The 26,258-nt window shown below is 34.5% G+C and carries 25 protein-coding genes and 1 tRNA gene; 7 read left to right on the top strand and 19 right to left on the bottom strand.

Annotation, left to right across the window (positions count from 1 at the left end):
• Positions 1-124 precede the first annotated feature (124 nt).
• Together JF73_RS01930 and JF73_RS01925 are read left to right on the top strand one after the other, a co-directional pair.
• Complete coding sequence (locus JF73_RS01930; protein ID WP_046326776.1) at positions 125-1,720, top strand: ATP-binding protein; 1,596 nt, start codon at positions 125-127, stop codon at positions 1,718-1,720.
• 1 nt (position 1,721) lies between these two features.
• Positions 1,722-2,408, top strand: coding sequence for a response regulator (locus JF73_RS01925; protein ID WP_046326775.1), 687 nt, complete (start codon positions 1,722-1,724; stop codon positions 2,406-2,408).
• A 44-nt stretch (positions 2,409-2,452) separates the two neighbouring features.
• Here the strand turns inward: JF73_RS01925 and JF73_RS01920 are convergent, their stop codons facing one another.
• The 8 genes from JF73_RS01920 to JF73_RS01880 form a co-directional block, all read right to left on the bottom strand.
• A complete protein-coding gene (locus tag JF73_RS01920) occupies positions 2,453-3,451 on the bottom strand; it encodes an NAD(P)-dependent oxidoreductase (protein ID WP_046326774.1) in 999 nt (332 codons plus the stop codon).
• An 18-nt stretch (positions 3,452-3,469) separates the two neighbouring features.
• Positions 3,470-4,549 (bottom strand): AEC family transporter, encoded by a 1,080-nt coding sequence (locus JF73_RS01915; protein WP_046326773.1) that lies wholly within the window; start codon positions 4,547-4,549, stop codon positions 3,470-3,472.
• Positions 4,550-4,705: 156 nt separating this feature from the next.
• Positions 4,706-5,281, bottom strand: a complete 576-nt coding sequence (gene lacB, locus JF73_RS01910) for a galactose-6-phosphate isomerase subunit LacB (RefSeq protein WP_046326772.1) — start codon at positions 5,279-5,281, stop codon at positions 4,706-4,708.
• 10 nt (positions 5,282-5,291) lie between these two features.
• On the bottom strand, positions 5,292-5,720 hold the full coding sequence (gene lacA, locus JF73_RS01905; protein ID WP_046326771.1) for a galactose-6-phosphate isomerase subunit LacA: 429 nt from the start codon (positions 5,718-5,720) through the stop codon (positions 5,292-5,294).
• Positions 5,721-5,891: 171 nt separating this feature from the next.
• Positions 5,892-6,821, bottom strand: coding sequence for a phosphate/phosphite/phosphonate ABC transporter substrate-binding protein (locus JF73_RS01900; protein WP_046326770.1), 930 nt, complete (start codon positions 6,819-6,821; stop codon positions 5,892-5,894).
• 317 nt (positions 6,822-7,138) lie between these two features.
• Positions 7,139-7,465 carry a hypothetical protein gene (locus tag JF73_RS01890; protein WP_046326768.1) on the bottom strand — a complete coding sequence of 109 codons (327 nt, stop codon included), beginning with the start codon at positions 7,463-7,465 and terminating at the stop codon, positions 7,139-7,141.
• 131 nt (positions 7,466-7,596) lie between these two features.
• On the bottom strand, positions 7,597-8,997 hold the full coding sequence (locus tag JF73_RS09295) for a zinc ribbon domain-containing protein (RefSeq protein WP_052727760.1): 1,401 nt from the start codon (positions 8,995-8,997) through the stop codon (positions 7,597-7,599).
• A gap of 14 nt (positions 8,998-9,011) precedes the next feature.
• Positions 9,012-9,866, bottom strand: a complete 855-nt coding sequence (locus JF73_RS01880; RefSeq protein WP_046326767.1) for a zinc ribbon domain-containing protein — start codon at positions 9,864-9,866, stop codon at positions 9,012-9,014.
• 313 nt (positions 9,867-10,179) lie between these two features.
• On the opposite strand from JF73_RS01880, the gene JF73_RS01875 reads away from it, so the two are divergent.
• A complete protein-coding gene (locus JF73_RS01875; protein WP_046326766.1) occupies positions 10,180-11,142 on the top strand; it encodes a D-2-hydroxyacid dehydrogenase in 963 nt (320 codons plus the stop codon).
• 131 nt (positions 11,143-11,273) lie between these two features.
• Complete coding sequence (locus JF73_RS01870) at positions 11,274-12,038, top strand: MerR family transcriptional regulator (protein ID WP_046326765.1); 765 nt, start codon at positions 11,274-11,276, stop codon at positions 12,036-12,038.
• 129 nt (positions 12,039-12,167) lie between these two features.
• Here the strand turns inward: JF73_RS01870 and JF73_RS01865 are convergent, their stop codons facing one another.
• Positions 12,168-12,920, bottom strand: coding sequence for a hypothetical protein (locus JF73_RS01865; protein ID WP_046326764.1), 753 nt, complete (start codon positions 12,918-12,920; stop codon positions 12,168-12,170).
• Positions 12,921-12,955: 35 nt separating this feature from the next.
• Positions 12,956-13,669 carry a uracil-DNA glycosylase family protein gene (locus JF73_RS01860; RefSeq protein ID WP_046326763.1) on the bottom strand — a complete coding sequence of 238 codons (714 nt, stop codon included), beginning with the start codon at positions 13,667-13,669 and terminating at the stop codon, positions 12,956-12,958.
• 288 nt (positions 13,670-13,957) lie between these two features.
• Here JF73_RS01860 and JF73_RS01855 point away from each other — a divergent pair, with 288 nt between their 5' ends.
• The gene (locus JF73_RS01855; RefSeq protein WP_046326762.1) at positions 13,958-15,469 is read left to right on the top strand and encodes a DNA/RNA helicase domain-containing protein; all 1,512 of its coding nucleotides are present in this window, start codon (positions 13,958-13,960) and stop codon (positions 15,467-15,469) included.
• A gap of 209 nt (positions 15,470-15,678) precedes the next feature.
• On the opposite strand, the gene JF73_RS01850 is transcribed toward JF73_RS01855, so the two are convergent.
• From JF73_RS01850 to JF73_RS01835, 4 genes are all read right to left on the bottom strand, one after another.
• Positions 15,679-16,527: a matrixin family metalloprotease gene (locus JF73_RS01850; protein ID WP_046326761.1), complete on the bottom strand. Its 849-nt coding sequence runs from the start codon at positions 16,525-16,527 to the stop codon at positions 15,679-15,681.
• Positions 16,528-17,154: 627 nt separating this feature from the next.
• Complete coding sequence (locus tag JF73_RS01845) at positions 17,155-17,727, bottom strand: ribonuclease H family protein (protein WP_046326760.1); 573 nt, start codon at positions 17,725-17,727, stop codon at positions 17,155-17,157.
• Positions 17,728-18,655: 928 nt separating this feature from the next.
• Positions 18,656-18,728: transfer RNA gene (locus JF73_RS01840), tRNA-Thr, on the bottom strand.
• A 67-nt stretch (positions 18,729-18,795) separates the two neighbouring features.
• Complete coding sequence (locus tag JF73_RS01835) at positions 18,796-19,554, bottom strand: NADPH-dependent oxidoreductase (RefSeq protein WP_046326759.1); 759 nt, start codon at positions 19,552-19,554, stop codon at positions 18,796-18,798.
• 140 nt (positions 19,555-19,694) lie between these two features.
• Here JF73_RS01835 and galE point away from each other — a divergent pair, with 140 nt between their 5' ends.
• Positions 19,695-20,687 carry a UDP-glucose 4-epimerase GalE gene (gene galE, locus JF73_RS01830; protein ID WP_046326758.1) on the top strand — a complete coding sequence of 331 codons (993 nt, stop codon included), beginning with the start codon at positions 19,695-19,697 and terminating at the stop codon, positions 20,685-20,687.
• Between the two features lie 37 nt (positions 20,688-20,724).
• On the opposite strand, the gene JF73_RS01825 is transcribed toward galE, so the two are convergent.
• On the bottom strand, positions 20,725-21,273 hold the full coding sequence (locus tag JF73_RS01825) for a GNAT family N-acetyltransferase (protein WP_046326757.1): 549 nt from the start codon (positions 21,271-21,273) through the stop codon (positions 20,725-20,727).
• A gap of 186 nt (positions 21,274-21,459) precedes the next feature.
• Between JF73_RS01825 and JF73_RS01820 the strand changes: the two genes are divergently transcribed.
• Positions 21,460-22,830, top strand: coding sequence for an amino acid permease (locus JF73_RS01820; protein WP_046326756.1), 1,371 nt, complete (start codon positions 21,460-21,462; stop codon positions 22,828-22,830).
• Between the two features lie 117 nt (positions 22,831-22,947).
• Here JF73_RS01820 and JF73_RS01815 read toward each other — a convergent pair whose 3' ends face one another.
• From JF73_RS01815 to JF73_RS01800, 4 genes are read right to left on the bottom strand one after another with little or no spacing between them, the layout of a single operon-like run.
• Positions 22,948-23,310 (bottom strand): DUF956 family protein, encoded by a 363-nt coding sequence (locus JF73_RS01815; RefSeq protein WP_046326755.1) that lies wholly within the window; start codon positions 23,308-23,310, stop codon positions 22,948-22,950.
• 6 nt (positions 23,311-23,316) lie between these two features.
• On the bottom strand, positions 23,317-24,231 hold the full coding sequence (locus JF73_RS01810; protein ID WP_046326754.1) for a PTS system mannose/fructose/sorbose family transporter subunit IID: 915 nt from the start codon (positions 24,229-24,231) through the stop codon (positions 23,317-23,319).
• 27 nt (positions 24,232-24,258) lie between these two features.
• Positions 24,259-25,068, bottom strand: coding sequence for a PTS mannose/fructose/sorbose transporter subunit IIC (locus JF73_RS01805; protein ID WP_046326753.1), 810 nt, complete (start codon positions 25,066-25,068; stop codon positions 24,259-24,261).
• Positions 25,069-25,085: 17 nt separating this feature from the next.
• Positions 25,086-26,090, bottom strand: coding sequence for a mannose/fructose/sorbose PTS transporter subunit IIA (locus JF73_RS01800; RefSeq protein WP_046326752.1), 1,005 nt, complete (start codon positions 26,088-26,090; stop codon positions 25,086-25,088).
• Between the last annotated feature and the right edge of the window lie 168 nt (positions 26,091-26,258).

Raw genomic sequence — 26,258 nt, 5'->3', positions numbered from 1 at the left:
TTAATTAAATAAGTGATTTTACCAATTAGCAAAATCACTTATTTTTATGTTTTTTATTTTAAAAATCTTAATTTAAGAATTTATATTACAATTAAATATAATTGCAAAAAACAAAGGAAGATATATGTTCAAAAAAACACGTTTTACGCTACAGTCAAAAACTATTTTTCTGGTTTTTTTTACCACTATTGTTTTTATTTTAACTGCTGGCACCATCACATCATATCAAGTAGCGCAAAACCAAAAGCAAATCATCAAAGAAGAAATTAATAGTGTGGCTAAAATTGTCGCCAATAATCAGCAGGTACAAACTGCTTTAAGAAAAAGAGTCAAACCGACAAAAGATAACTCGATCCAAAAATATGCTGACCAAGTAAAAAAAGAGACTAAAGTAGACTTTATTGTGGTACTTGACAATAACTACGTTCGTTATTCCCACCCTGCTGAAAATCATATTGGCAAAAGATTTAGTTCGCCTTCTGATGCTCAAAAATCAAGTTCCGGTAAGGTGCATTATTCACACCGTATGGGTGTTTTGGGAACCGGCTACCGTATTTTTCGTCCAATTTTTGCGCAAGAAAAGCAAATCGGAATTGTTTGCGTTGGCTTAACTGATAAATCAATCAGTAAAGTTATTCGGGTTGCTCAAAAATCTGTTGTGATCGGTTCTTTGGTTGCCTTAATAATTGGCATACTGCTGGCGTTATTAATAGCAAGGCACATTAAAAAAACGCTGTTCGACATGGAGCCAAATGAAATTGCATTTAAGCTCACAGAATTATATGCTATTAATGATAGTATTGATGAAGCGCTTATCGTGGTTAATAATCAAAAAATTTTAATTACTGCTAATCACTTGGCCAAGAAATCTTTTCCTGCTCTAATAGTAGGAAAGTCTCTGGATAAAAATTTAAATGATTTATTATTTGCAGATAACCAGCAATTACCTAAGACAAATGAACTGGTCTTGATCAATGCTAAAGAATATATTGTTTCAGTCAGCCAGCTGGTATACCATAAGCAGATTTTTGGTCAAGTAGCTTTACTGCAGGATCAATCCAAATATCAGAAACTATCCGAGCAGCTTGCAGGCAGTCAGCAATACATTCAGTCACTGCGGGCACAGTCACACGAATTTCTAAATAAATTGCAGGCAATTTACGGGATGATTGAATTAAAACAGTATGATCAAGTTAATTCATTCATCGCGCAAATAAACCAAAATTACCAGCAAGAATTTGGCCAATTGAATAAGCAACTCGAATCTCCTGCACTCGTTGGCTTCTTGACGGGGAAAATGAACCAGGCACAAGAGCAGAGAATCAGCTTGGAAATTACGCCAGACTCCAACTTACCGCAAAAGATTGTTACTGAGCAACTGAATTTGGACCTGATTAAAATACTGGGCAACCTCATTGACAACTCGCTCGCGGCAATTAAAGATAGCGGCAAAATTACCTTAACAATTAATTTTGACAGCGAAAGTTCCGTTTTGATTATTGAAGTTACAGATACCGGCACTGGTATTTCAAGCGAAGTCAAAAAGCATTTGTTTAAACAAAAGTATTCAACTAAGGGTAAAGATCACGGCTATGGACTTATACTGGTGCAGCAAATCATTAAATCCTATAGTGGTCATCTTGTAGTTTCATCTTGTAAGCCTCATGGCAGCAATTTTTATATAGAATTACCTTTGCAGAAAAAAAGCGAAAAGGAATAAAATGTTAACAATTTTAATAGTTGAAGATGACCCAATGGTCAGCTCAATTAACAAACAATATTTAACGAGAATTATTAAGCCGGAAAACTTGACTGTTTATCAAGCTGATACGGCCCAAAAGGCATTGGCAATTACTAAAAAAATCAGTCCTGACCTGATATTGCTTGATGTTTATCTCCCTAAAACTTCCGGTACCGAACTGTTGAAACAATTTATTAAGCACAATCTCCACCCCAATGTCATTATGCTTTCTGCCGCCAAAGACAGCTCAAATATCAATATAGCTTTAAAATATGGTATTTTGGATTACTTACTTAAACCTTTTTCTTTTAAACGTTTTAAAGAAGCAATTGAACATTTTCTAAAATATAACGAATTGTTGCAAAAAGACAATGTGGTATCACAAGGTGAACTAGACCGCATTTTTATCACTCAAGATATTAATAACTCAAATAATGATAATGGTTTGCCTAAAGGACTTTCGGACTTTTCTTTAACCAAAATTGAAACTGCTATTTCAAAACTTGCCGGTGAATTTTCCAATCAAGATGTAGCACGACAATCAAAATTATCACGCATTACTACTAAAAAGTACTTGGATTATCTGGAAAAAACCGGCAAACTTTCTGCTAAAGTACATTATTTAAAAATTGGTCGTCCAATTAAAATCTACAAATTGAATAAATAAAAAAAACAAGCTACTAATGTAGCTTGTTTTTAATTAGAAAAACTTTAGTCAAGTTTGACATCATTATCAGTATGACCTGTTTCCAAAACTTGGTGGAAGTTTTCATAGCTGACATTAATCATGTCTGTCAAAGCTGGACTGGTGTATGAACCAATATGAGGGGTTAATAGAACTTTAGGATATAATTCTGTTAATTGTCTAGTCAAATCATTTGTGATGTTACCATTAAAATTATGTCCCAATACTTCTTCTTCATCAGGTAGCACGTCACTTGCAAAGCCCGCAATTTGACCATCTTTAATTGCCTTAATCACAGCAGGGTAATCTGCCAGTTGTGATCTGGCTGTATTAACCAGAACCGCATTCTTCTTCATTTTACTTAGAAAAGTCTCATCTATTAAATTGTCATTTTGTCCTGGGAAATACGGTACGTGAATTGAAACAATGTCTGATTGCGCTAATAATTCGTCTTGACTTACAAACTTAACATATTGCTTGGCAAAGTCACTTGGATAAGGATCATAGCCCAAAACATTGGTCCCCATACCATGATAGAGTTGTGCTTCGGTAGCACCAATTCTACCAGTACCAATGATACCTACCGTACTTGAATGGACTTCACCTGAAAAAGTAGCTGTCGAAACTGAAAAGTCTCCTTTATTAGTCAAGCTGGTAGCTAAGGCAGTATGTCTAAAGAGCATCATTCCTAAAGTCATAGCTAATTCGGCCACTGCGTATGGTGAATAAGCAGGAACGCGGGCAACTTTCATATCATATTTTTTAGCTGCCTTGAGATCAATATGGTTATAACCTACTGTTCTTGTGAAAACATATTTAATGCCCCACTCGTGGAATTTGGCCAAGTTGGTTTCATCACCCACACAATTGGCTCTGAGTAAAACCGCATCAGCCCCCTTGGCAGTTTCAACATTATCATGGGTTAACATGTCAGATTCAAGTTGTAAATCATAATTATATTTATTTAATTTCTTAAAATAATCTACTTCATTTTTGCGAACGCCGTAGGCTACTATTTTAAACATATAGAATTTCCCTCCTAATTAGTGAAATATACCCATCTGGCTCAGAACACCCAGAAAAGCGATCCATATTGGCATGGCAATAACCGCCATAATTGTTGAAATAAATGATGCATCAGAAGATAGCACCGGCTCACGATCAAAACTGATAGCATAAGATGATGCAACAGCTGCAGTTGGGGTAGCCATCATGATAATAATTGTTCCTAACGCAATGTAGCTGACAGGTAAAATATTAGTTACAGTTAAAATAACCAAAAGCAGTAAGTTCAAGATTGGCACTAGTATAACCTTGTTAAAGCTGTAGTACCAAGAAGTCTTGTTGGCAGCAGCTTCTTTGAATGAGGTTGAGCCTAACGTTGAACCGATTGATAACCAAGCTAGAGGTGAAGCCAGATTTGCTAAGTATTGCATCGGTTTATATAGCCAAATTGCGGTTTGATCAATACGGTAAAACGCAACGTGAACTATTGGTGCATTGGCATCAATTACGCCGTTAACTGCTTGTTTAACAGCTACTTGCGGCACGTAATTTTGGCACAACCATAAAAGCAAACCCAAGAATGTAGCAATTACGACTGGGTTAACAAACATCTTCTTTAAGTTGCTGGCCTTCATCTTTAATCCAGACATCTTTATATACGCATACGAATATAAGAAGATACGGTAACCGATGTTAAAGATGGAGCTGTACATGATACCCTTAGGACCGAAAACAGCCCCTACAATTGGAATACCAAAGAAAGTAGTTGAACCAAATGTAGTTAGTACGGCTAAAACATCTCTTTTATCTTTAGGGTATTTAACATAGGACAACGGGGTCAAGAATATCAAAATGATATAAATTACAATTCCCCAGATTAAAACGTTCATCCCTTGTGATAAAGTTTCATTACTAATCGGTTGCATAAATGAGTTAAAAGCCAAAGCTGGTAATGCAACCGTCAAAACTATTTTGGACAAAATTTTACCGAATTTTTCAGTAAAAATACCGCGTTTACGCAGGTAAAAGCCCAATAGAATAATGAAAATTGTTGATGTTATTGAACTGACAATCGCAACATTTGAAAAAGTTACTTTGATTGCTTGCGCAATATTCATTTTATTTCCTCCTGTTAGTTATTCTTTTCACATTAATAATACTACTTATTTGTGAAGTTAGTAACTTTAACAAACTAAAGTAACCTTTTGTAACTTATGTAAATAAAAAAGCCGTGCTTTTTACATTTTATGTCATACTTTTATCCTTAAATTTTTCTAGTCATGGTATGCGCCTTCAGCCCACTTCTTGTTTTCAGCGTCAAAAAAGTGTTCATTATCTTTTTGTTCAGGATTTGGCTGCGCAATCTGATCAATTTTTGTAATTAACTGCTTATTCTTACTGGTAGCGTGATAACTTGTATTTAAAAAAGCATCTACAATATCAAAAATAAAATCGCGTCCCAGTACAATACCGCCAAAGCCTAATACGTTAGCATTTAGTTCACGACGGGCGTATTTAGCCTGAGTAACATCCCCGACCATCGCAGCACGAACTCCTTCGTTTTTGTCAGCAGCCGTTGAAATACCTATGCCGGTACCACACAGCACAATACCGAAGTCAGCACGACCAGAAGCAACATCTTCTGCTACTCTTTTACCATAAATAGGATAATGCGTTCTGGTATTATCGTGGGTGCCCTCATCAATTACCTGATAGCCATTTTCTTTTAAGTGATCAGAAATAGCCATTTTTACGGCAGTAACAACGTGATCATTTCCTAAAGCTACAACAGTGTGCTTATCGACCTTAGGATCAACAAATTCCGGTTGCGGTCTATCGTTATCTAACATGAGATCCCCCTTAAATCATTTCTTCAAGCATATTCAGACGTATTTGATGACGGCCACCTGCATACTTAGCATCTAAATAGTGCTGCACAATTGAATAGGCCAACTTTTCTCCGACAATGCCACTGCCAAGAGCAATAGCCTTGGCACCATTGTGCATGGCGGTCATGTGTGCGGTTCTTTCTTCATTTAAGTTTGCCGTGATCATGCCCTTGACCTTATTCGAAGCCATTGCTGACCCGACTCCATACTCGTCGAACATGATAGCCTTTTCTATCCCATTTTCCAAAACTTTACGTGTTACCTTCAGGCTAGATTCGACAAAGTCCACAGCGGGCTCTGGTGTAACGTCAAAAACTTCATAGTCATGTTCTTTTAGGTAATGTTTTACTTTTTCCTTTAGGACAAAACCATCTTTGTCACTGCCAATGACAACTTTCATAATCAAGTCTCCTTTCAAAGTGAGTATTTATTAACATTGATACTATTATTTAAATGTAAAAAGTGCTCTTTAGCAAAAGAAATTTTGCTTTTTTAAAAAAATGCACCCTTTGAGATAAATTTAAATTTATCTCAAAGTGGTGCATTAAAGAATTAGTTTGATAATAGATTGTTATTTTTTGATTGCTTCAGCAATCTTTTGGTACTTGCGTACGATATCATAGTCACTGTCTTTCGCCCTGACATATCCTTCATGGTCATAGACATTTTCAATCACTTTTCTGCCGCTTTTCGACTTGCCAATAGCAATGAAAGCTTTGGCTAATTTTTCCCGAAATGCCTTAGACATGCTGGGAACTACTGAAATCGTATCATTAGGGATGGGACGGCTGTAGTAAATTGGGACAACCTGCGATTTAATTTTAGGATTATCCTTGATGACGTTATTGCGCGCATCTTCAAAGACAAAGGCAGCATCGGTATCCTTATTTAAAACGTTGAGTACACCTTGGTCATGACCGGTAACGGTAACTAACTTACAGCTGCGCGGAACATCTAACCCTTTTTGCTTTAATTCAGCTACTGGGAAAATATAGCCCGTAGTCGAAGTAGGACCCTGAATGGAAATTGACTTACCTTTCAGATCTTTCCAGCTCTTAATACCTGAACCCTTTCTGACCAAAATTTCTGAACGCATTGTATGAACTAACTTTTTAGTCCAAGTACCACTCGGAGCTTTCAGTCCGTAACGTTCTGACTGCAATAAGACGTCAGCTGCATGTTGTTTATGAGCTTGCACATAGGCGTCGCCTGGTAAGAAACCCACATCTACTTTTTTAGACTTCATCGCTTCTACCACAGCATTATTATCTGTTGAAACTGAAACGTGAACCGGGATTCCGAGCCTTTTAGACAGCATTTTTTCTAGTGGCTTGGCTTTTCCCTCTAGCTTGTTAGCAGAAACACTGGGTACGAACTGTACGTTTAAAGATTTGGGTGTTCCACTATCGCTTTGTTTTTTAGTTGAATTTGAACATCCAGCCAGAAAGGCAGCCCCTAAAACAGCAACTGCACCGACTAAAAATTTTTTAAATTTTGGCATAATTTCCTCCCACATTGGAAATATAGCAATCAAAAAGGCTCAACATATCATAGATGATAATGCTAAGCCCCTTATTGATCTTATTAAAAAACAGCAACAACAATTTAAAGAGATAAGAAAAAAGCAAATTAAGCATAAAATCTGCTTCAGTAATTTGAATTGATTTATACATATGATAATTTACCTCTCTTTCTTAATCTATTAAAATACTAGCACAATTTTATTAATGATAATAGTTGTTTTGCATTAGGAAATTTAATTGTTTTTATGCATACTAAAACCACTCTCTATAAGAGAGTGGTTCCAGATCATTATTATTAGCTAACTTTAGGCCATAGTTGCCATAAGCCCGCAATAGAACCAATATCATATTGGTCCGGTGTTAATCCCGTAATTTCAGTAAATTTCCGCTCTACTTCCGGCTGGGACAAATGTGACCAAACTTTGAGATTTTTGCGGTCAGCACTCTTAACCCAATAGCCTAATTTCTTTAAAGCTGGGTAATCATTAACATCTAGTACTAGACCACCTTTAAGCGTAATCAAATAAGTAGAACTCCAAAAAACAGTTTCTCCTTTAAAATATTTATTGGTAGTTGGAAAAAGTTTATTTGTCCATTCATATATTTTTAGCGGCCATTTCATAAAAAATACCTCCTAGCAGTAACAATTGATTTGTAAATAATATGATTATCATCTTGTTACTGTTATCATAGCACGATTTATTCAACTAGACGGTAAAAATATAGACAGCTTTATTTTTTTAACAAATATTCCTAATTATCGTATTTTTTATCACTGATTATTTTGCCATTACCAATTGATTTGATTTTTTGACTGCCGTCATCGCTATCGCCTGTTTGTTTAAAAAGTCCACCAGTATACAACATGACTTGCTTATGTTCAAAATCATCATGCTCAAAAGTGTAAGTAATCTTATAGGTTACGCTGCTACAGTTGTTAGGTGCAGGTGTAATCGAAACTACAGAACATTCCATATTATAGTCATTAATGTCATCGTCATTATTAAAGCCAGAGTTTTGAGAATGTAATTCTTGATAGCCTTTATTTTCTGCACCACCGATAAAGTCATCTTCCTCTGGAGAATTAAAGTCATTTTCTAAAATATCCTCAGCATCATCTTTGCTAATTAGACCTGGCCATTCTGGTTTAATTACATTGCTGCTACTGTCATCATCATCTTCAAAACCCATTTCATCATAATCAACGGTTTCGGATTTAATGGTTTTGCCATCAACTTTAGTAACCACATAAATTTTCATATCATCAGTTACCGGATAATCCTTAAATACTTTATTTCCTTTTTTATCAAGATTACCCACATTTTTATCATTAATATAAACTGCAGCTGCAGGAATACTTTTAATCGTAAAATTGACCGTTTTGATATTCATATCAATTTCTTTATTGGAAAAAATATTAGTACTCTTATCAGCCGATAACTGATGACCTGATGCAGTTGATTTTACTTCAATATGGTATTTACCAGGAAATAACGGTGTGACCTTTTTATAATAATCTTCGCCACTGCCATCAACTCCACCAAACTTTTTGTTATTAATATAAATTGTCGAATTAGCATGATTTGTTCTTATTTGCGGTGAATATGTTTTTAACTGCAAGCAATATTTAGGGAATAAGAGTAAATAGCGACCATTTTGGACCAAACTAACATTTTCATATTGATTACCATATTTAAAAGCTTCAGCCATCTTGTCAGCTTCAACATAATGATCAGCATAATATTCCTGAGTGGGTTTTAAAGCCGCTGTGGTTACACTAGCATTTGGATTTTCAGAAACCACATATGGAGCTAAATCAGCATGCGGGTTTTTTAGACTCGCTGCAATCTGACTAATCTGATTATTTCTCTGGTAATGATTAGAACCCCAAGCATAAAAAGCAGCGAAAGCCACAACCAAAATTCCTAAACAGATTAACAAAATTTTATTTCTTTTTTTCATCGGCTGATGGACAGTTCTTGTTACAACCTTCTGCTGACTAGCGACTGGTTGAACCGAAGTGTTAGTCTGGTTAGAACGATATTCTTTTCTGCTGGGCTTTGCAGGAGAGAGTTTCTGGCCACAATTAGGACAAAATTCGGCATCAGGTTTTACCTGCTTACCACAATTAGGACAAAATTTAGATTCACTCATCTTATTCACACTATCTACATTGATCCATTTTGCGTTGCCATTATTTGGTTAATGATTGAATGAATCATAGAGCTATAAATAATTGAATCTAAGATCATCAAACATAAAAATATAATAGCAAACGCAATTAAAAACCCATAAATTTTATCGCGAACCGCTCCATCATCACCAAACAAAATAACGTGTTGACTTGCGATAAATAAGCCTAGCATAACCAAAAATATAACAACGACAAATTTTATACTGTTAAGTCCCAGAATCATCAATAAAAAGAATGCTGCAGCCAGAATTAGGTTTAAATTGCAAGCATGGGCACTTCGGTTAACAAACTCTAAAAAGCTGATCTTTCTGTCATAAATATATCTGTAGCCAGCATAAAAGCCACCAATTACCACTGCTTCAAAAATGACTACAACCACAAATATTTCAAGCATAATGTTAAACGGGACATGAAAATTTTCCCAGCCGCTAATGTCACTGCCTCTATGATTAGCCCAATCAATTAACGTATTAATAATAGTGTTGGCACAAAAATACAGACCCAAAACGACGAGAGCGTCTTTAATTAAAATCGTTAGCCAACCATACCAACTGGCTACATTGGGATTGCTAGTCCCCGGATTACGCCAAGAATCAACACACCATTGCCAGTAATTTTGAAATTGTCCTTCCGTTTTGTTCGGTGTATTGACATCTTGAACTTCTGGTTCAGTCTGTTGGGGTCCCATTTTTGCAGTATTTTGCACTACATTAGCAGCAGACACTGTTTTTTCTTTTTGAACATCAACATTGCGTAAATCATAACCACATGACGTACAAAAATTAACATCTTTTTCCATCATGGCGCCACACTGAGGACATTTTTTCATAGATAACTCCTTCATAAATCTACTAACTTCTATATTTATTTACTAATTTATTTATACCACTATTTAAAAACATGATCTTAGCTTGAAAATCTAGAAATAGCTCATTAACACTTTTTTATTTCAACCTAGTTAATAATTTTTAAATATTACTAAAAAAGCAGAATACTCGTTAAGTTTAAAATTATTTATAAATACTGTCAAATAAGATTGCAATTACTACATTAATACAATTTAAGGTTTTCGAATTATTCAGACGTATATGTAGTAAACTAGAAATTAAAAGAAGATTTGTAGATATGTATGAGGTAAAGATATGAAAATTGTTAATTTAGATAGTTATGCTCTAAATCCTGGTGATTTAGATTGGTCAGCGCTTGAAAAATTAGGTGAATGCAAATTTTATGACCGTACTCCAGTGGACGACGATGATGAAATTTTAAAGCGGATTGGGGATGCTGAAATTGTTTTGACTAACAAAACGCCCCTTGACGAAAAAGTCCTTAAGACTGCGCCCAACATCAAATATATTGGTGTGACTGCTACTGGTTATAACATTGTAGACACCACTGCAGCTCGTGAAGCTGGCATTCCTGTAACTAACATCCCTACTTATGGTACCAATGCCGTTGCGCAATTTACTTTTGCATTGCTACTTGAAATTACCAGCCAAGTTGGCTTACATAACAAATTAGTCCATGAAGGTCGCTGGAGCAGCAACCCTGATTTTACTTTTTGGGCAAAACCGTTAATGGAACTAAACGGTAAAACTTTAGGATTAATTGGCTTTGGCAACATAGCTAAAAAAGTGGCAGAAATCGGTCATGCTTTTTCTATGAATATAATTTTTTGGAACCATCGGCCAAAATCAGATTTACCGGATTACGTTAAGCAGGTTGAACTTGACGAACTTTATCAAAAAGCAGATATCATCAGTTTACACGTGCCACAAACTCCAGAAACTACGGAAATGATTAATCAAGGGGCAATTGCTCAAATGATGGACGACGTCATTTTAATTAATACTGCTCGTGGCGGTTTAATTAATGAAAAAGATGTCGCAGACGCTTTAAATGAAGACAAGATCGCTGCAGCGGGGATTGATGTTGCCCAAAAAGAGCCCATTCCTGCTGACAGTCCACTTCTTTCTGCTAAGAACTGTTACATTACCCCTCATATTGCTTGGGCACCGCGCGAAACTCGCAATCGTTTACTGGGTATTGTCGTTGAAAATCTGCAGGCATTTCTAAAAGGTGAAAAATTAAACGTTGTAAATTAAATATCATAATCAAAAACCAGTAATCTTGATTGAGTTACTGGCTTTTTTATTTTCAAAAATCATTTTCCGTGCTTGACCTTGACGCTGCGTCAGCCAATATACTTAATTTTGCAAGTGAGGAGATTTTAAACATGTCGTATTCTATCAATGAACTAGCAAAACTAGCTGGCATTTCAGCACGAACTTTACGCTATTACGATAAACAGGGACTTTTAAAAGCGCGCAGGAATCCCGAAAATAATTATCGCTATTATGAGGAAAGCGAAGTTGATCAATTGCAGAAAATTCTATTTTTAAAGCTATTTGACTTGCCACTGGAACAAATAAAACAGGTAATGCAGACTTCACCGGAAACTCAATATCAAGTTTTACGAAATCAGCGCAGCAAATTAGTTGCGCAGCAGCAATATCTGGGTGATTTGATTAAGAATTTAGACAAGACACTTGCAACAATGAAGGGAGAAACACAAATGACTGACACGGAAAAATTTGCCACATTAAAAAAAGAAATGATTAGCAAAAATGAAAAACAATACGGTACGGAAATCAGGGAGAAATATGGTGATGCTCAAATAGATCTTAGTAATCAAAAATTTAGCTCTTTATCTGAAAATGAATTAGCACATTTCAAAAAATTGACCGCTGAAATTTTAACTGAATTAAAGAACTTTAATAAGACTGCTGATATCAAACAAGCTGCTGGCAAACATCTTTTTGACCTACATAAAGAATATTTATTGACAATATGGCCTAAAGGTCAGTATTCGGGAGAAGCACATAAGAAACTTTCCCAAATGTATGTGTGTGATCCACGTTTTAGCAAATACTATGAAGCAGCCACTGGCAATCCTGAAGCTGCGAAAACGTTGAAAGCAATCATTGAGTACTATGCGTAAACGTCTTTAATCTATATAAAGTTAGTTGCAAAATAAAACCTTTCAAATATAAATTCGTTAAGAATTGTTTTGAAAGGTTTTTGTTTTAGTAATTTTAGTTGTAGATCTTTTATGCAATCGTATTTATTCTCAATTGTAAGAATCCAAATCTTTAAAATTACTCCTACTCCACAACCACAATGGATTTTGCAAGTCGGTTGGCACAAATTCTGTTCCCTGCAGTTCTTTTGCCCAAGCACTAATCACATAGGTTTGCACTTTAGAACTTTCCATTTGTTCTTTAGTAATTAAGCCTAATTTATAACTTGCTCTGATTACATGCCTGTCTGCAGCAATATAAATATTATTAGTGTTTTTCAAAGGAATAGCAGTGTATTTACTGAGAACATACAGCCAATAGTTACAAAGCTTATTACCAGACAAGTATGGAAACTTTTTCTTGGCATCTTTCTGCATGAAATGCCTTATTTTATTCACATCATTATCCAAATTGTTAATGAATTTGATAATATTACCGTCAGAAAGCTCTGTAAATGTCTGACATAATTTAAGCCAAATATCTGTTTGCTTGTTCTTTTGCAAAGCAAGCCGATACTTAGTCAAAGCTTTTTGTACTGATTCATACCCAGCAGTAATAACTTTTGCCGGTATAAAAACAAAACTAGTTTCGGGATCTTCATATGTCTTCAAGGCACTTTCCCACAAAGTATAGGAATTTCTCTGATAATTTAAAGCCATTGGCACCGTGAAATAGAGCGCATTTTCATTAGTACTTGGATCTAAGTGCGGGTTGCTATCTTCAGGTAAAGTAGTATCACCTAAATCGCCATTTTGGTACATTTGATAAATTTTTCTTGCTTTTTTAAGAATTACATCGGACATAAATCGCTGACCTCACTTATTTTTCAAACTAATGCTTAATATCTATACATCAGAGCATTCAAATATTTATGCAAATATTTTTCTTTATCTTCAGGATGATATTGTGTAATAAAACGCGGATGTTCAAGTGGAACTATTTTTTGAAAAAAGCGCCACTTTTTATTAATCTTGCTTAGTTCTTGATAATTTTGACCACTGCCTATGCAGTAACAAACGGAAGTATCAATTCCAAAATTAATTTGCGTTTTAAGCGCAGAAATTATAAGAGGAGTTACCATTTCTTCAACTTGTTTGTTTTCATAATAGTTGCAGTTTACTTGGTTACCTTTGGAACTGGTCTTGCAAATGCCTACGGGACAAACAAAATTGAGGTAAAAATCATGATAAAATTTGTTCCCTCCACCATATTTATCTATGACTTCATTTAAAAAATTAGAAGCTGCATTATTAACATGAAAATTTGCTATTGAGATTCCTGTTTCTTTTTGAAGATTGGAAGCATCTTCAAAGGGAACCCCTGTTATTGCCGATCCTCTTCTCGCCGGAGAACTGCCTAATATTAAGTGCCGCTTGTTAGTATCATTGAAATATTTTTGATAGAAAATTTGAACCATCTGTAAAACTTGTTTTTTATTTCTGCCACTATAAGGATTAATTATTTTATATGGTTCAGGTAAATTAATCTCTACATTACTTAGTTCCTCATCAAATTGAAAAACTTTTTCTGAAAAATTTTGTTTTCGTTGCATAAATTTTATTATTTAGTTACTTCACATTATTTAAAACATAAATTTTATCATATATATACATTTATGCTAATTGCTTATTTTTGTTTTCTACTATTTAATTTTTTAATAAAGGTAGAAACTACTGATAGATTTTAAAATAATGTTCTTTCTATCTAAGGGTTAACTTAATAGATTTTTAAGTCATCATATTTACAATAAAATATATAGTTATATAATAAATGGTGATTTGAATATGAAATAGTTAAACTTTTTTGGTTTAAAATAGTTATAGAATGGAATTTATATAATATGAGATTTTTTGATTTGATGACCCTTGATAATATTAGGACAGTAAATAGTTTTGAAACGACTAATGAATATTATAAATATTTAGATACAGCATTTAGATCGCAAGAACTTAATGATATTTCAAATTTAGTTAAGCAACTAAATGAACACTCTCAAGAAGTAAATACAGATGGTTTCTGTCTGGGATTTAAAATCCCACAAATTTCAAAAGAATTCGATTTACTTAGGTTTTCAAAAGACTTGATACTTAATATAGAACTTAAATCAAAAAATAAAACCGAAATAGAAATTGAAAAGCAACTTGTTCAAAACTTGTATTACCTCAAGGGATTTAATTACGAAGCCAAAGAAATTCACTTATATACTTATATGAGCGAAAATAATTGTTTATACCATTTGATTAAAAACTCAAATAATGTGTATGTGTTAACGAAGAATGACTGGAATTCCTTAATCCGTGATTTATCTAATAATTCGGAAAAAGTTAATCTTTCAAATATATGCACGGCAAACAAATTCTTAGTATCTCCGTTTAATAATACTGATAAATTTTTGAATTCTGAATATTTTTTAACAAATCAACAAAGAGATTTCAAAAAAACCATACTTGATAATTATGAAAAAAATTATTTTATAAAAGGACAAGCTGGTACTGGAAAAACCCTTTTGGCGTACGATATAGCTAAAACTTATCTAACTAAAGAAAAAAAACGAGTTTTAATTATTCACTGTGCAAATTTAAATACAGCCCAAGAAAATAAATTAAATATGTCTGGTTTTACAATAGTTCCTATAAAAGAAATCAATAATTACACACAAGATGATTTTTCTAATTATGATGTTCTTATTGTAGATGAATTCCAAAGAATGCATGAATTAACAACGGTAGATAAAATTTTTGAATTTCGAGGTCAAATTATTATATCTGGAGATCCAAAACAGTGGTTAAACCAAAAAGAAGATCCAGAAATAAATCCAGTTGATCTAGACAAATTACTTAAAGAACATAATATTTCTTGTTTAAAGCTAAGTGAAAAAATTAGGAATAATGAAGAAATAGCATTTTTCATAAAACACCTATATAAACTAAGTAAGGCTAATCAAGATATAAAAAAAGGTATCACATTCAATCATATTCATGTTGAATTTTTTCAAGACAAAAATAAGGCAAAACAATTTGCATCGCAATTAATAGAAAAAAATTGGACAGTTATTAATTTGACACCAGGATATAATCAAGAAGAATATTACAAAGATTTTGAAGAAATCTCGGAATATAGCTCACATGATGTAATTGGGCAAGAATTTGACAAGGTTGCTACTTTTATTGGGTCAAATTTTAAATATAATCAACAGACTGGAGATTTAACTAGTGCTAATACCTATTATCCTTCTGTAAAAACTCTATTTGAAAATTTGACTCGCACCAAAGAGGAATTATATTTAATTATAATTGATAATATAGAAGTTTTTAGGCAGTGTATAAAAATCATTAATTCTCCAGAAAAATAAAATCTCTTATTACAAAACTAAGTTGTGACTTTTTCAGCCTTGGCTTTAAGTGCTTTTATGGGAATAATAGGTTTTATCATTAATAATTTTTAAGTAGTAAAAATTTAATTTCTCGAAATAAAACTTACTGAATGTAATTTGTTAAATTAGAAAGTAAATAAGCCATATCAATGATAATTATTGATATGGCTTATTTAATGATACAAGAATTAGTTTTGGTAAAGAATGGCTAAACCGTTGATGTAATCTTGGTCAATTGCAACATGAGTTGAATCGAGTTTTGTCATTTGATCTATGTATGCTACGGGGTACATTATTTTTGTTTTGTCATTGTTATTATGATTAAGACCTAAAGAGTGTCCAATTTCATGTAAGACTACTTGGTTTAGTTCTAGAGCATAGTTACCGTTAGCATATTCTGTTATTGTGTCATTAAAAAGTTCTACTTTTGCACTTTCCAATAAATCTAAATTTTTATAGTGATCACCTGATGTTTCAATTATAGATTGTCCTAATCTTGTTCCATTTTTTCTTAAAATACTTATAGTAATATCTGGTTTTTTATTTGTTTCTTCTAGTTTAATTATGTTTATATTGTTTATTTGGGCGATAGCTTCCTCAATAATTTGTTTTTGTTCATTGTTTACCTGTTCAATATGGTAAGTTATTGTGTTTTTTGCCCAACGTTCATCATAAATGTTGTATTCATTTTCTATTTTTTTAGTAAATTCCTTTACTTTAGGTACATCATAAGTGCTAGTGGCTTGTTCAACTTTAGGCTCATCAGAGTCAGTGGTTGAAGAATGACGTTTCTTCATTTTGTGGCCGATGAAAACACCTTTCTTTTTGTTGTAGGTGTAGCTGTAACCGGGTTTAAATTCATCGTAGTATTTAGCAATGACGTATGTTTTCTTTACTTTCTTGTGATGTTTTTTAGCTTTAGCTGAAACACAAGTTACATTGTTAATAGTAGTTGGTGATAAAGTACCAGTGGTAGTAATTAAAGCTAAAGCTGCAACGCAAAGTTTAATAAATTTTCTATTTAATTTAATTTCCATAATAAATTCTTTTTCTTTAAAATTAGTTCAACAGACAAAACAACAAGTTTAATATATCATTACTTTCATACTTGTAACAAGTTACCATATTGATTTTTAACGATAAAATTGAACATTGCCATAAGAATAAATAATTTCGCTTCAGCTGCTTTCCATACTCTATAAATTATAGATATAGTAATTGAGCATATAGACTGTAAACTGCATAAGCCAAAATAGCTCCAACTTTTCATAAATATAGCAATCAATAATTTATAGTTTTATTTAATTCATATTACAAAGCATTTTTCTACACAAAAATTGATTAATTTGTCTTAGATTACTAATACTTTTATTAAAAAAACGATTAGATAAATCTAACCGTCTTATTTAAAGTATAAAGTTAGTTCTCTGGCCATCATCTTCTTGGTCAGTAACTAGTATTGAAACTTTGATAATCGCATAATTATATAACGCTATCGACATAATGACTTATCGTTTGCAAAGATAAATCATTAATTTGGTAATCAGAATATCTTAACGACCGAAAGCCTTTGTATCGGTCAGAAAATTCAGTTAACCAGTTTTACGATTGACGAATACTATTAATGCTTTAAAAATATTTATTAAGTATTTAAGATCCTGATTTTATTTGTTAAACTCAGTTCTACTATTTACAAAATCTGTCACAATCTGCATCCCTGATTTAAATTGAGGCAAATCTGTATTTTTTCCCTTAACTAAAAACAATACTTCACTATTAGGGAAATTTTGATCATATGTATCAATAAGATTCTTCCATAAATCTTTATCAACAATAAAATTACCTTTTGAATTTCTAAATCCATTTATCAGCCACTTTTTACTCCAGCTGTTAATACCTTTAGCCAAATCATTATAATCTGTAACAAAAAGTAATTTATTTTTATTTATTCCTAAGTTAATTGCTTCTTTCATTGCTTCTTTCATAACTTCTAGAGTCATCCTATTTTGTGATTTCATTGTTGTAGCTTCTAAAACATAGTTTGCATGACTCTTATCGTTTACTTGAATATTTTTCCTAGAAGAAGGAAATTCAATATAATACATCCAAGCTGATGTATCTCTTGAACTTATTTTAGTATTCCCATTACTGCAACCACCTTTAAGATATATTATTGCAAAATAATTGTCTTTAGAATATTTTTCTTTTAATTTTTTATTCTCTTCCGATTCACTCATTTTTTTCACCTCAAGTTAAATATAATATTCCCTGTACTACAATCTAAGTTAGAACTTAAATGTGAATACTAGATTGTTAAATTTACCGTCTGAAAATTAACATTACTAACTGTTGCCCGTTTGAATTGACTTAGATCTTCAGTTTTAATATAACTTATGATCAACTGACCACTTCGATCATAAATATACAATGGATAATAGTTTCATAGGTATCTGTGCCTTCAACTCTAAATTTATTGGAGTTTTACTGATCCAGAATCCTCGATTCTTACCAGTATTTTTGTCAACTCTGTTTAAAGTTACTTTTATTGAAACTTTTCGCTTGTTATTACCACTATATACGTTATTCTCTTTGGTAAAGTCGACATAGTCATGATGATAATCATTATATCCACACCATGAATTTTCAAGGTAATCTTGATATAAATAGACTGGTGCATGATTTTCTTTAATTTAATCCGTATAGTTTATTACAATATTCGGCTGGAATTAGATATTTTTTATTATTATCAAGATCAGCTGAAATAATATATCGTATTTTATTAAATGTTCCAGTAACTGCAAATTTCCTAAACAGATTAGCATATTTCATAATAAATGTACTTCCTTCTGAAAAAGAAATCAGAGTTCAAACGTACAATAAAATAATAGTAATTTTATTTTATATTTACTATTATATATAAAATAAATCATAAACATTTTAATGTAAACCCAAAAAAGAAAAATTTTGTCATTGCATGCAAAAAAAGTAGCTCTAAATCCCGTTATATCAACCTAAAAGCCTACCTAAAAGTTTTTGCACGGAACACAGCTAAAAATGTGTTCCGTATCGTGTGCATAATTATCTTTAATAAACAAAAATAACCTTAACTTATCAACAGAAAATACTGATATTTCAAGGTTATTTTAACAATTTTATTCTTCTGAATGCTGATTGCCAGAATCGAACTGGCGACCTTTTCTTTACGAGGGAAACGCTCTACCAACTGAGCTAAATCAGCAATTTTCACAACGTTTAAATTATACCAAAACAAAAAAAGTCGTGCAATCGAATGCGCGACTTTTATTTTATTTCCAATCTAGGCAAAGCTCTTGTTTGTGCAGTAATTCTGGCAACTCGTCACGATCAATTCTCTTATCGTTTAACTTGTCACCAGTTATTTGATTAGTGAAAGAATCAATACGTCTATTAGCATCCCGCAAGTCATAGTAAGTGGTAACGACTTGGTCATATTCTTTCAAGTCTGCCACTTTAAAATCACGCGGATACTCATTTTCAAAAGTAGTAAAGGCTAGTGGCAAGCGCGGCTTTAATTGCGGTTCTTGATCAGGAATACCCACTTGCATTCCTAGAGCCGGAAATGTCAGCTTAGGCAAGTCTAATACCTCTAACATTTTTATCGGATGATCATTAATGGTGCCGAGTGGCACATAACCAAGATTCATACTTTCAACAGCATTAGCCACATTTTGCCAAGCAAGTAATGTATCATCCATCCCCTGAAAGAAAATATCCGTGGTATGAACACGTCCGTCATCTTTACCTAATTGGCGGCGAATTTGTTGGTTGCGGTATAAATCAACTACAAAGATAAACAAATCTCCTTCAGCACCAACATATTTTTGACCGCACAATTCTCTGGTTTTTGCCCTTTTACCTTCATCAGTAATATGAAGCATTGTAGCATTTTGCATAAACATGCTCGTTGCTGTATGTTGAAAAACGGTGTACAAAGTATTTAATTGTTCTGCAGTTAGTGTTTGATCTTTAAATTTTCTGATAGAGCGATGATTAATTTGTTGGTTAATTGTGGAATTATGAATCATTTTGATACTTCTTTCTAACTATCTTACTAAAAGTAACTGTATTGCAAATTGATTTTACTGTCAATAATTGTCTTTTAAATTAACAGACTGTGCTAAAATTTAGACAGAAGATCATTACCATATAATAAATGGAGGAATTTATGCGTATTTTAGTTATCGGCGGTGCCGGTTATATTGGTTCAATAGCTGTTAAGAAACTAATTGAGCAAAAAAATGATGTTGTTGTCTTTGATGCTTTGTATACAGGTCACAGAAAAGCAGTCAATCCAAAAGCTAAATTTTATCAAGGCGACATTGAGAACAAGTTTTTAGTTAGCCAAATATTGCGTAAAGAGAAAGTTGAAGCAGTAATGCATTTCGCCGCTTATTCTCTAGTGCCTGAATCTGTACAAAATCCACTGAAATACTATGACAATAATGTTTCAGGTATGATTGCACTCCTAGAAGCAATGAAAGATGCCGGTGTCAATTACCTCGTCTTTTCTTCAAGTGCGGCAACTTACGGCATCCCTAAGAAATTGCCAATTACTGAAGATTCACCGCTTAATCCGATCAGTCCTTATGGCGAAACCAAAGTAATGATGGAAAAAATCATGCATTGGGCAGATAAAGCGGATGGCATCAAATCAATTGCTCTACGTTACTTCAACGTTGCCGGTGCCGCAAGTGACGGTTTAATCGGAGAAGATCATGCCCCCGAAACGCATTTAATTCCTAATATTTTAAAAAGTGCTCTGACCGGTGACGGTAAATTTACTATTTTTGGGAATGATTACAACACTAAAGATGGTACTAATGTTAGAGATTACGTTCAAGTAGAAGATCTCATTGATGCACATGTACTGGCACTAAAATACTTAGTTAAAACTAACAAGTCCGATGTGTTCAACCTCGGAACTGCTCACGGCTACTCCAACTTGGAAATATTACAAGCAGCTCGTAAAGTTACTAATGTTGAAATTCCATATACGATGGGTCCACGCCGTGCAGGTGACCCTGACAGTCTAGTTGCCGATTCAGCTAAAGCCAGAACTATTTTAGACTGGCAGCCACAACATGAGAACGCTGAGGATATGATGACAAGTGCATGGAAATGGCACCAAAGTCATCCCCAAGGATACGCAGACAAATAATAAAATTGCTGGTAAAATTTACCAGCAATTTTTTTGACTAATTTTTAGGGTTAAATGTGATGTATAATTCCATATCACAAAACTGACCGTGATATTTAACTTCATCTTTAAGCCTGGCCACATGTTCAAAGTGCAGTCTTTCAGCAATGGCTCTACTAGGCTGGTTATTAGTATCTGCCAGTAATTTAATGCTATGTAGGCCCAACTGGTTAAACGAAACTTCCACTAGCTTTTTAACAGCTTGAGTCATAATTCCCTGTCCCTGATATTTTTGCCCCAGCCAATAACCAATTTCGCCGCTTTCATTTTTGAGTTTGATATTATGCAAATCTACCATTCCTGCTGGTTCACCATCAACTAGAACAACTAGAGCCAACTTTTCATAACGCGCCGTATCGACACGCATTGCCTTGATAAAATCAACCTCATCATTGACGCTTGTCATATTATCTGCCCAGGGTAGGAAGTGTGCCAGTTCTTTACGATCATGGGCGATATTTTCATATAAAGCCTCTGCATGTCTAATTTCGGGTAAAACTAAACTAATCGTCATGTTGTTAATAGTAAATTGACTAATGGTAAACATTACATCGTTCTCCTTAATTAAATTTTAATAAAGTATATCATACTACAATTTAAGCTTAAATGTAGCCCTTTTTAGCATAACAAAAATTACAATCTGCTAATTTTTTTAATTAGTTAAAAACATATACTTTTGTATAATGCTATAATTTAATAATGTAACATTTTTTTAAGAAATTGGAGTGATTTAATGAGCGAAGAAGAGGAAAATAACGGTTCTGGTTACGAACGAACCTTGACTAACGCGCATATTCAATTAATTGCCCTAGGTGGGACAATTGGTACTGGTTTATTTCTAGGTGTAGGTAACAGCATTAGACGAGCCGGTCCCAGCGTCATTCTGATTTATGTCGTGGTCGGTATTTTCTTATTTCTACTAATGCGGGCTTTGGGAGAGCTGATAGTTTCTGATTTATCTAAACACACCTATATTGATTTTATTGAAAAGTACTTAGGTAAAAACACTGGTTTTATTTCAGGTTATCTTTACTGGATTAGTTGGGTTACGTTAGGCATGGCGGAAATGACAGCTCTAGGGATTTACTTTCAATATTGGTTCCCGCATTTACCTACCTGGGTGCCTGGTTTAATTACCATCGCTGTTTTGCTATTTATCAATTTGCTTTCTGCCCGTCTTTTTGGCAACTTGGAATTTAGTTTTGCCATAATCAAAATTGTGACGGTTATTGCCTTTGTGATTTTAGTAGCCTATTTATTAATAACTGGTGGCAAAACCTCTTTTGGTCCCGTTACTCTAGCTAACTTGTCTGCGCATGGTGGCTTTTTTGCTAAAGGAAGCACCGGTTTCTTCTCCGGCTTCCAAATGGTCATCTTTAGCTTTGTTGGCGTTGAACTAGTAGGTTTAACTGCCGCAGAGGCACAAAACCCCAAGGTAACGATTAGAAAGGCTATTAATCAAGTCCCACTACGAATAATTTTATTCTATGTACTGGCTATCATTGCAATTTTAGTAGTTATTCCGTGGGATAAGGTGGCTACAAATTCCAGTCCGTTTGTACAGACTCTAGCGGCAACTGGCATCCGCAATGCCGGTTCAATTATTAATTTTGTGGTCATTTCTGCTGCAGTTTCTTCAACTAATAGTATTCTGTATAGTGCAGGCCGGTTGTTATTTTCAGTTACTTTTAACGGTAAGGGTAAATTTAACCAGACATTTGGTCATTTAAGAAGACAATTACCACAAAATGCGCTGACCTTATCAGCTTGCCTAATGGCGTTAGCACCTTTTGTCATCATCGTCATCGGCAATGAGGCGTTTAATTTTATTTCTTCTACTTCTACCAGTATGTTTTTAATTATTTGGTGCCTGATGCTTTTAACGCATATTGCATATAGGAAAAAAACACCTGTGCAAGAATTAACTGATTTCAAGATGCCCGGTTTTCCTTTTTTGGACTACATAACACTAATCTTTTTTATTTTAATGATCATATTGTTGTTAATCTTACCTGAAAACAGGATTTCTATGATTTCAGCACTGTTAATCTTTATAGTCTTGTCAACCCTGTCTAAAATTTGGCATGAAGAAAAGAAGGCATAGCAATGCAAGCTTTGAAACAGAAATTGTTGGTGAATTGGGTGTTGTGGAAAAAATAAATATTAAAAGCAAGAATTAAGTAAAAAAGTTCCTAGACAATTATTTTTGTCTAGGAACTTTTTATTTATGCATTATTCTTCTTTTGATTTTTTGCCACAATCCCAATGCTTGCCGCATGCGATTAGCAGGCACGTAATTACGAATAGCGCGCAAAGTCTTTTTATTATTTCGTGTTGTAAAAATGAATTTTCCGTTTGCACGGGTGCGAATTTCAAAACGAGGGATATAACGACCGTGGAAATAGACATCCGCCACCACATAGGTAACTTCTTGCCACGGAATCTGGACATAGTCAGAGATATTGCGGTCATTATAAAATTCAAACGCCTTATCTCCGACCATTACTTTACCGTATGTCGACAATGCGCGAAACCAAGTCGCATTTGCCGTTAAATCAACTTTAGTGTTACTTGATTCAACCATTTTGAATTAAAGCACATTCAGAACGTGCAGAACAACACCAACAATAAAGATGGCAATAATAATCACAATTGGTGAAACTTTCTTCTTTAGCAGCCACATGCAAAGGAATGTCAAGAGTAGCCCGGCTAAACCGGGAATTAAACTATCCAAATTGTTTTGCAAAGTAGTTACTTTAAACTTAGTAAGAGATAAGCCATTTGCCTGATCAATTAAAGCTTGTTGAATACCTTTAGCACCGGCTGGAAGTGAACTCCAATCAATATAGCCACCCTTTTGAACAGGTGTTTTTGAGACAATTGGGGTGAACTTAATATTGACCCAGCGCTCAATCAGGGAGCCTAAAACAAACATACCCATCATGGAAGCTCCACGAGTTACCTTTTGCAATAGACCACCAGACATATCATTAGTAATCGCAGAACCTGCTTTGTAACCAAATTCTTGTGTGTACCACATGAAAGCCAATCTAATTACATTCCAAATAACGAAGAACAAAATTGGTCCTAAAATGTTGCCCTGAATAGCCATTGAAGCACCTAAGGCACCAACTATTGGCCGCACGGTATACCAGAATACAGGGTCACCAACACCGGCTAAAGGTCCCATCATTCCGACCTTAACACCTTGAATAGCTTCATCTTCAACCTTAGCACCGTTAGCCTTGTCTTCCTCTAAGGCTAAAGTAACACCTAAAATTGGCGATACTAGATAAGGGTGAACGTTAAAGAAGACCAGATGTCTTTGCAAAGCTGCAGCCATGTCGTCTTTTTTAGGATAAAGTTTTCTCAAAGCAGGAATAAGTGAATATGCGTACCCACCATTCTGCATTCTTTCATAGTTCCAAGAAGCCTGCAAAAATTGTGAGTGCCACATAACTTTGAAGCGGTCGGCTTTAGTTAATTTTATTTTTTTATCAGCCATTGTAAAATCCTCCTCTTAAATATCACTTTAATAGTCATCTATGATATCGCCGAGTGGATCGCCGGTACCTTCATTATCAGAATTTGAACTGCCGTTATTACCACCCTTTGACTCTAAAGCTAAGTACATAAGAGCCATTGCTAGACCAATGGCACCTAAGGCAATCAAAGTTAAGTCTTTAATAGCCGCCAGGGCAAAGCCGATAGCAAAGAATGGCCAAACTTCACGGCTAGCCATCATGTTAATAACCATCGCGTAACCAACGGCTACAACCATGGCACCACCGATTGACATACCATCACTGAGCCATGCTGGCATTAAGCCTAGCCAGTATTTAACAGTAGAAGCTGGAATAGCTAGTAACAAAGCGGCTGGAATAGCAATTCTCAACCCTTGTAGACAAACATCAATCCATTGCCACATATTAATTTTACGCCAATTACCTTTTTTGGCATCTGCATCCATAATGTGCACAATACCAGTAGAAATAGTCCGCACAATCATAGTCAAAAAGAGTCCGGCAACAGCTAAAGGCATCGCAATACCTGTAGCCATACCAATCCCCCTTGTTCCTTGACCACTTTGAACTAAAATGATAGCTGAAGCAACAGAAGCCAAAGCAGCATCAGGCGCAACAGCGGCACCAATATTAGCCCAGCCTAAGGCAATCATTTGTAAATATCCACCTAAAGTAACGCCTAAAACCAGATTACCGGTTACTAGGCCGATTAACGTACAAGCGACCAGTGGTTGGTGAAATTCCCATTGATCCAAGATGCCTTCCATACCTGCAAGAAAGGCAACTATGACAACTAAAATCATTTGAATAGCGTTCATGTTTTACTCCTATTCTCTTATTTATTTTGTTCGTCAAGCAAACTTTGAGCTTTATTTAAAATAGCTTCCATATTGCCTTCTTTATCAGTTGGAACTTTGCGCACATCATACTTGACTCCCATTTTTTCAAGTTCGTGGAAAGTATCAACATCTTCCTGATTCATAGACAATACATTGTTAGCATTGACGTCGCCAACTTTATAAGACATTGATCCAACATTGACAGTCTTAATGTCAACTCCAGCTTTTATTACCTTTAAAACATCTTCAGGATTTTCAAATAATAATAACGCATGTGTGTTGCCAAAACGGGGATCTTTTGCAATCTCAACCATCTTTTTTAAAGGAACAGTATGTGCCTTAACACCGGCAGGAGCTGCTTCACGAATCATGCTCTTACGCATTTCATCTTTTGCTACACTGTCAGAAACAACTATTACTCTGTCTGGGTGCATGGAAGGTATCCATCCTGTAGCAACCTGACCATGTAATAAACGAGAATCAATTCGTGCCAAAACAAATTTTATATGACCATCACCAACGACAGTACCCGCGGGAATGGTCTTCTTCTTACCAGCAGTTTGTGCCTTAGTTTGAACTTTTGTTGAAGACTTCGGCATTAATTCTGCCGGCTTTATTTTAATACCATCACGTGCTGGCTCTACCACAGCAGTTGCAATTTCGTGAGCTGTAGCAACTGGCTTAGTCATCCGCTGTGTTAAAGCTTCTACCACCAGAGGCAGGTTCATACCTGCTACTACTGCCCATTTAGGATGCTTTTCGAGTAAACCGCTTGCTTGATTAAACGGCGTACCACCCCATAAATCGACTATCAGCAAAACTTCATCCTGATTTTCAAACGAAGCAATTGCTGTTTCCATTTTGCCCCTAATATCATCTGGGCCTTCATCAGGCTTTAAAATGACATGAGCAAAATTGTCCTGTTCGCCAAACAGCATTTGCGCAGACTGCGCAATTCCATCGGCAAAACCACCATGGCTGGCTAAAACAATTCCTACCATGAGATTTCCTCCTTTAGATAAAATGTATCCGCTACTATTGTACCGTGAAAGTGCTTTTAAGTCACGTAACCGCATTATTTTCTCATATAAATAAAATACTATTCCTTTAATATTAAGGAAAAAACAGGTACAAAAAAGAGGACCGTTAGGTCCTCTTTTTGCTGCTCG

The sequence above is a fragment of the Lactobacillus helsingborgensis genome, assembly GCF_000970855.1.
Lineage (GTDB): Bacteria > Bacillota > Bacilli > Lactobacillales > Lactobacillaceae > Lactobacillus > Lactobacillus helsingborgensis.
The sequence above is the reverse complement of the archived record's forward strand: the minus strand, read 5'-3'. Positions and strand labels throughout refer to the sequence as shown.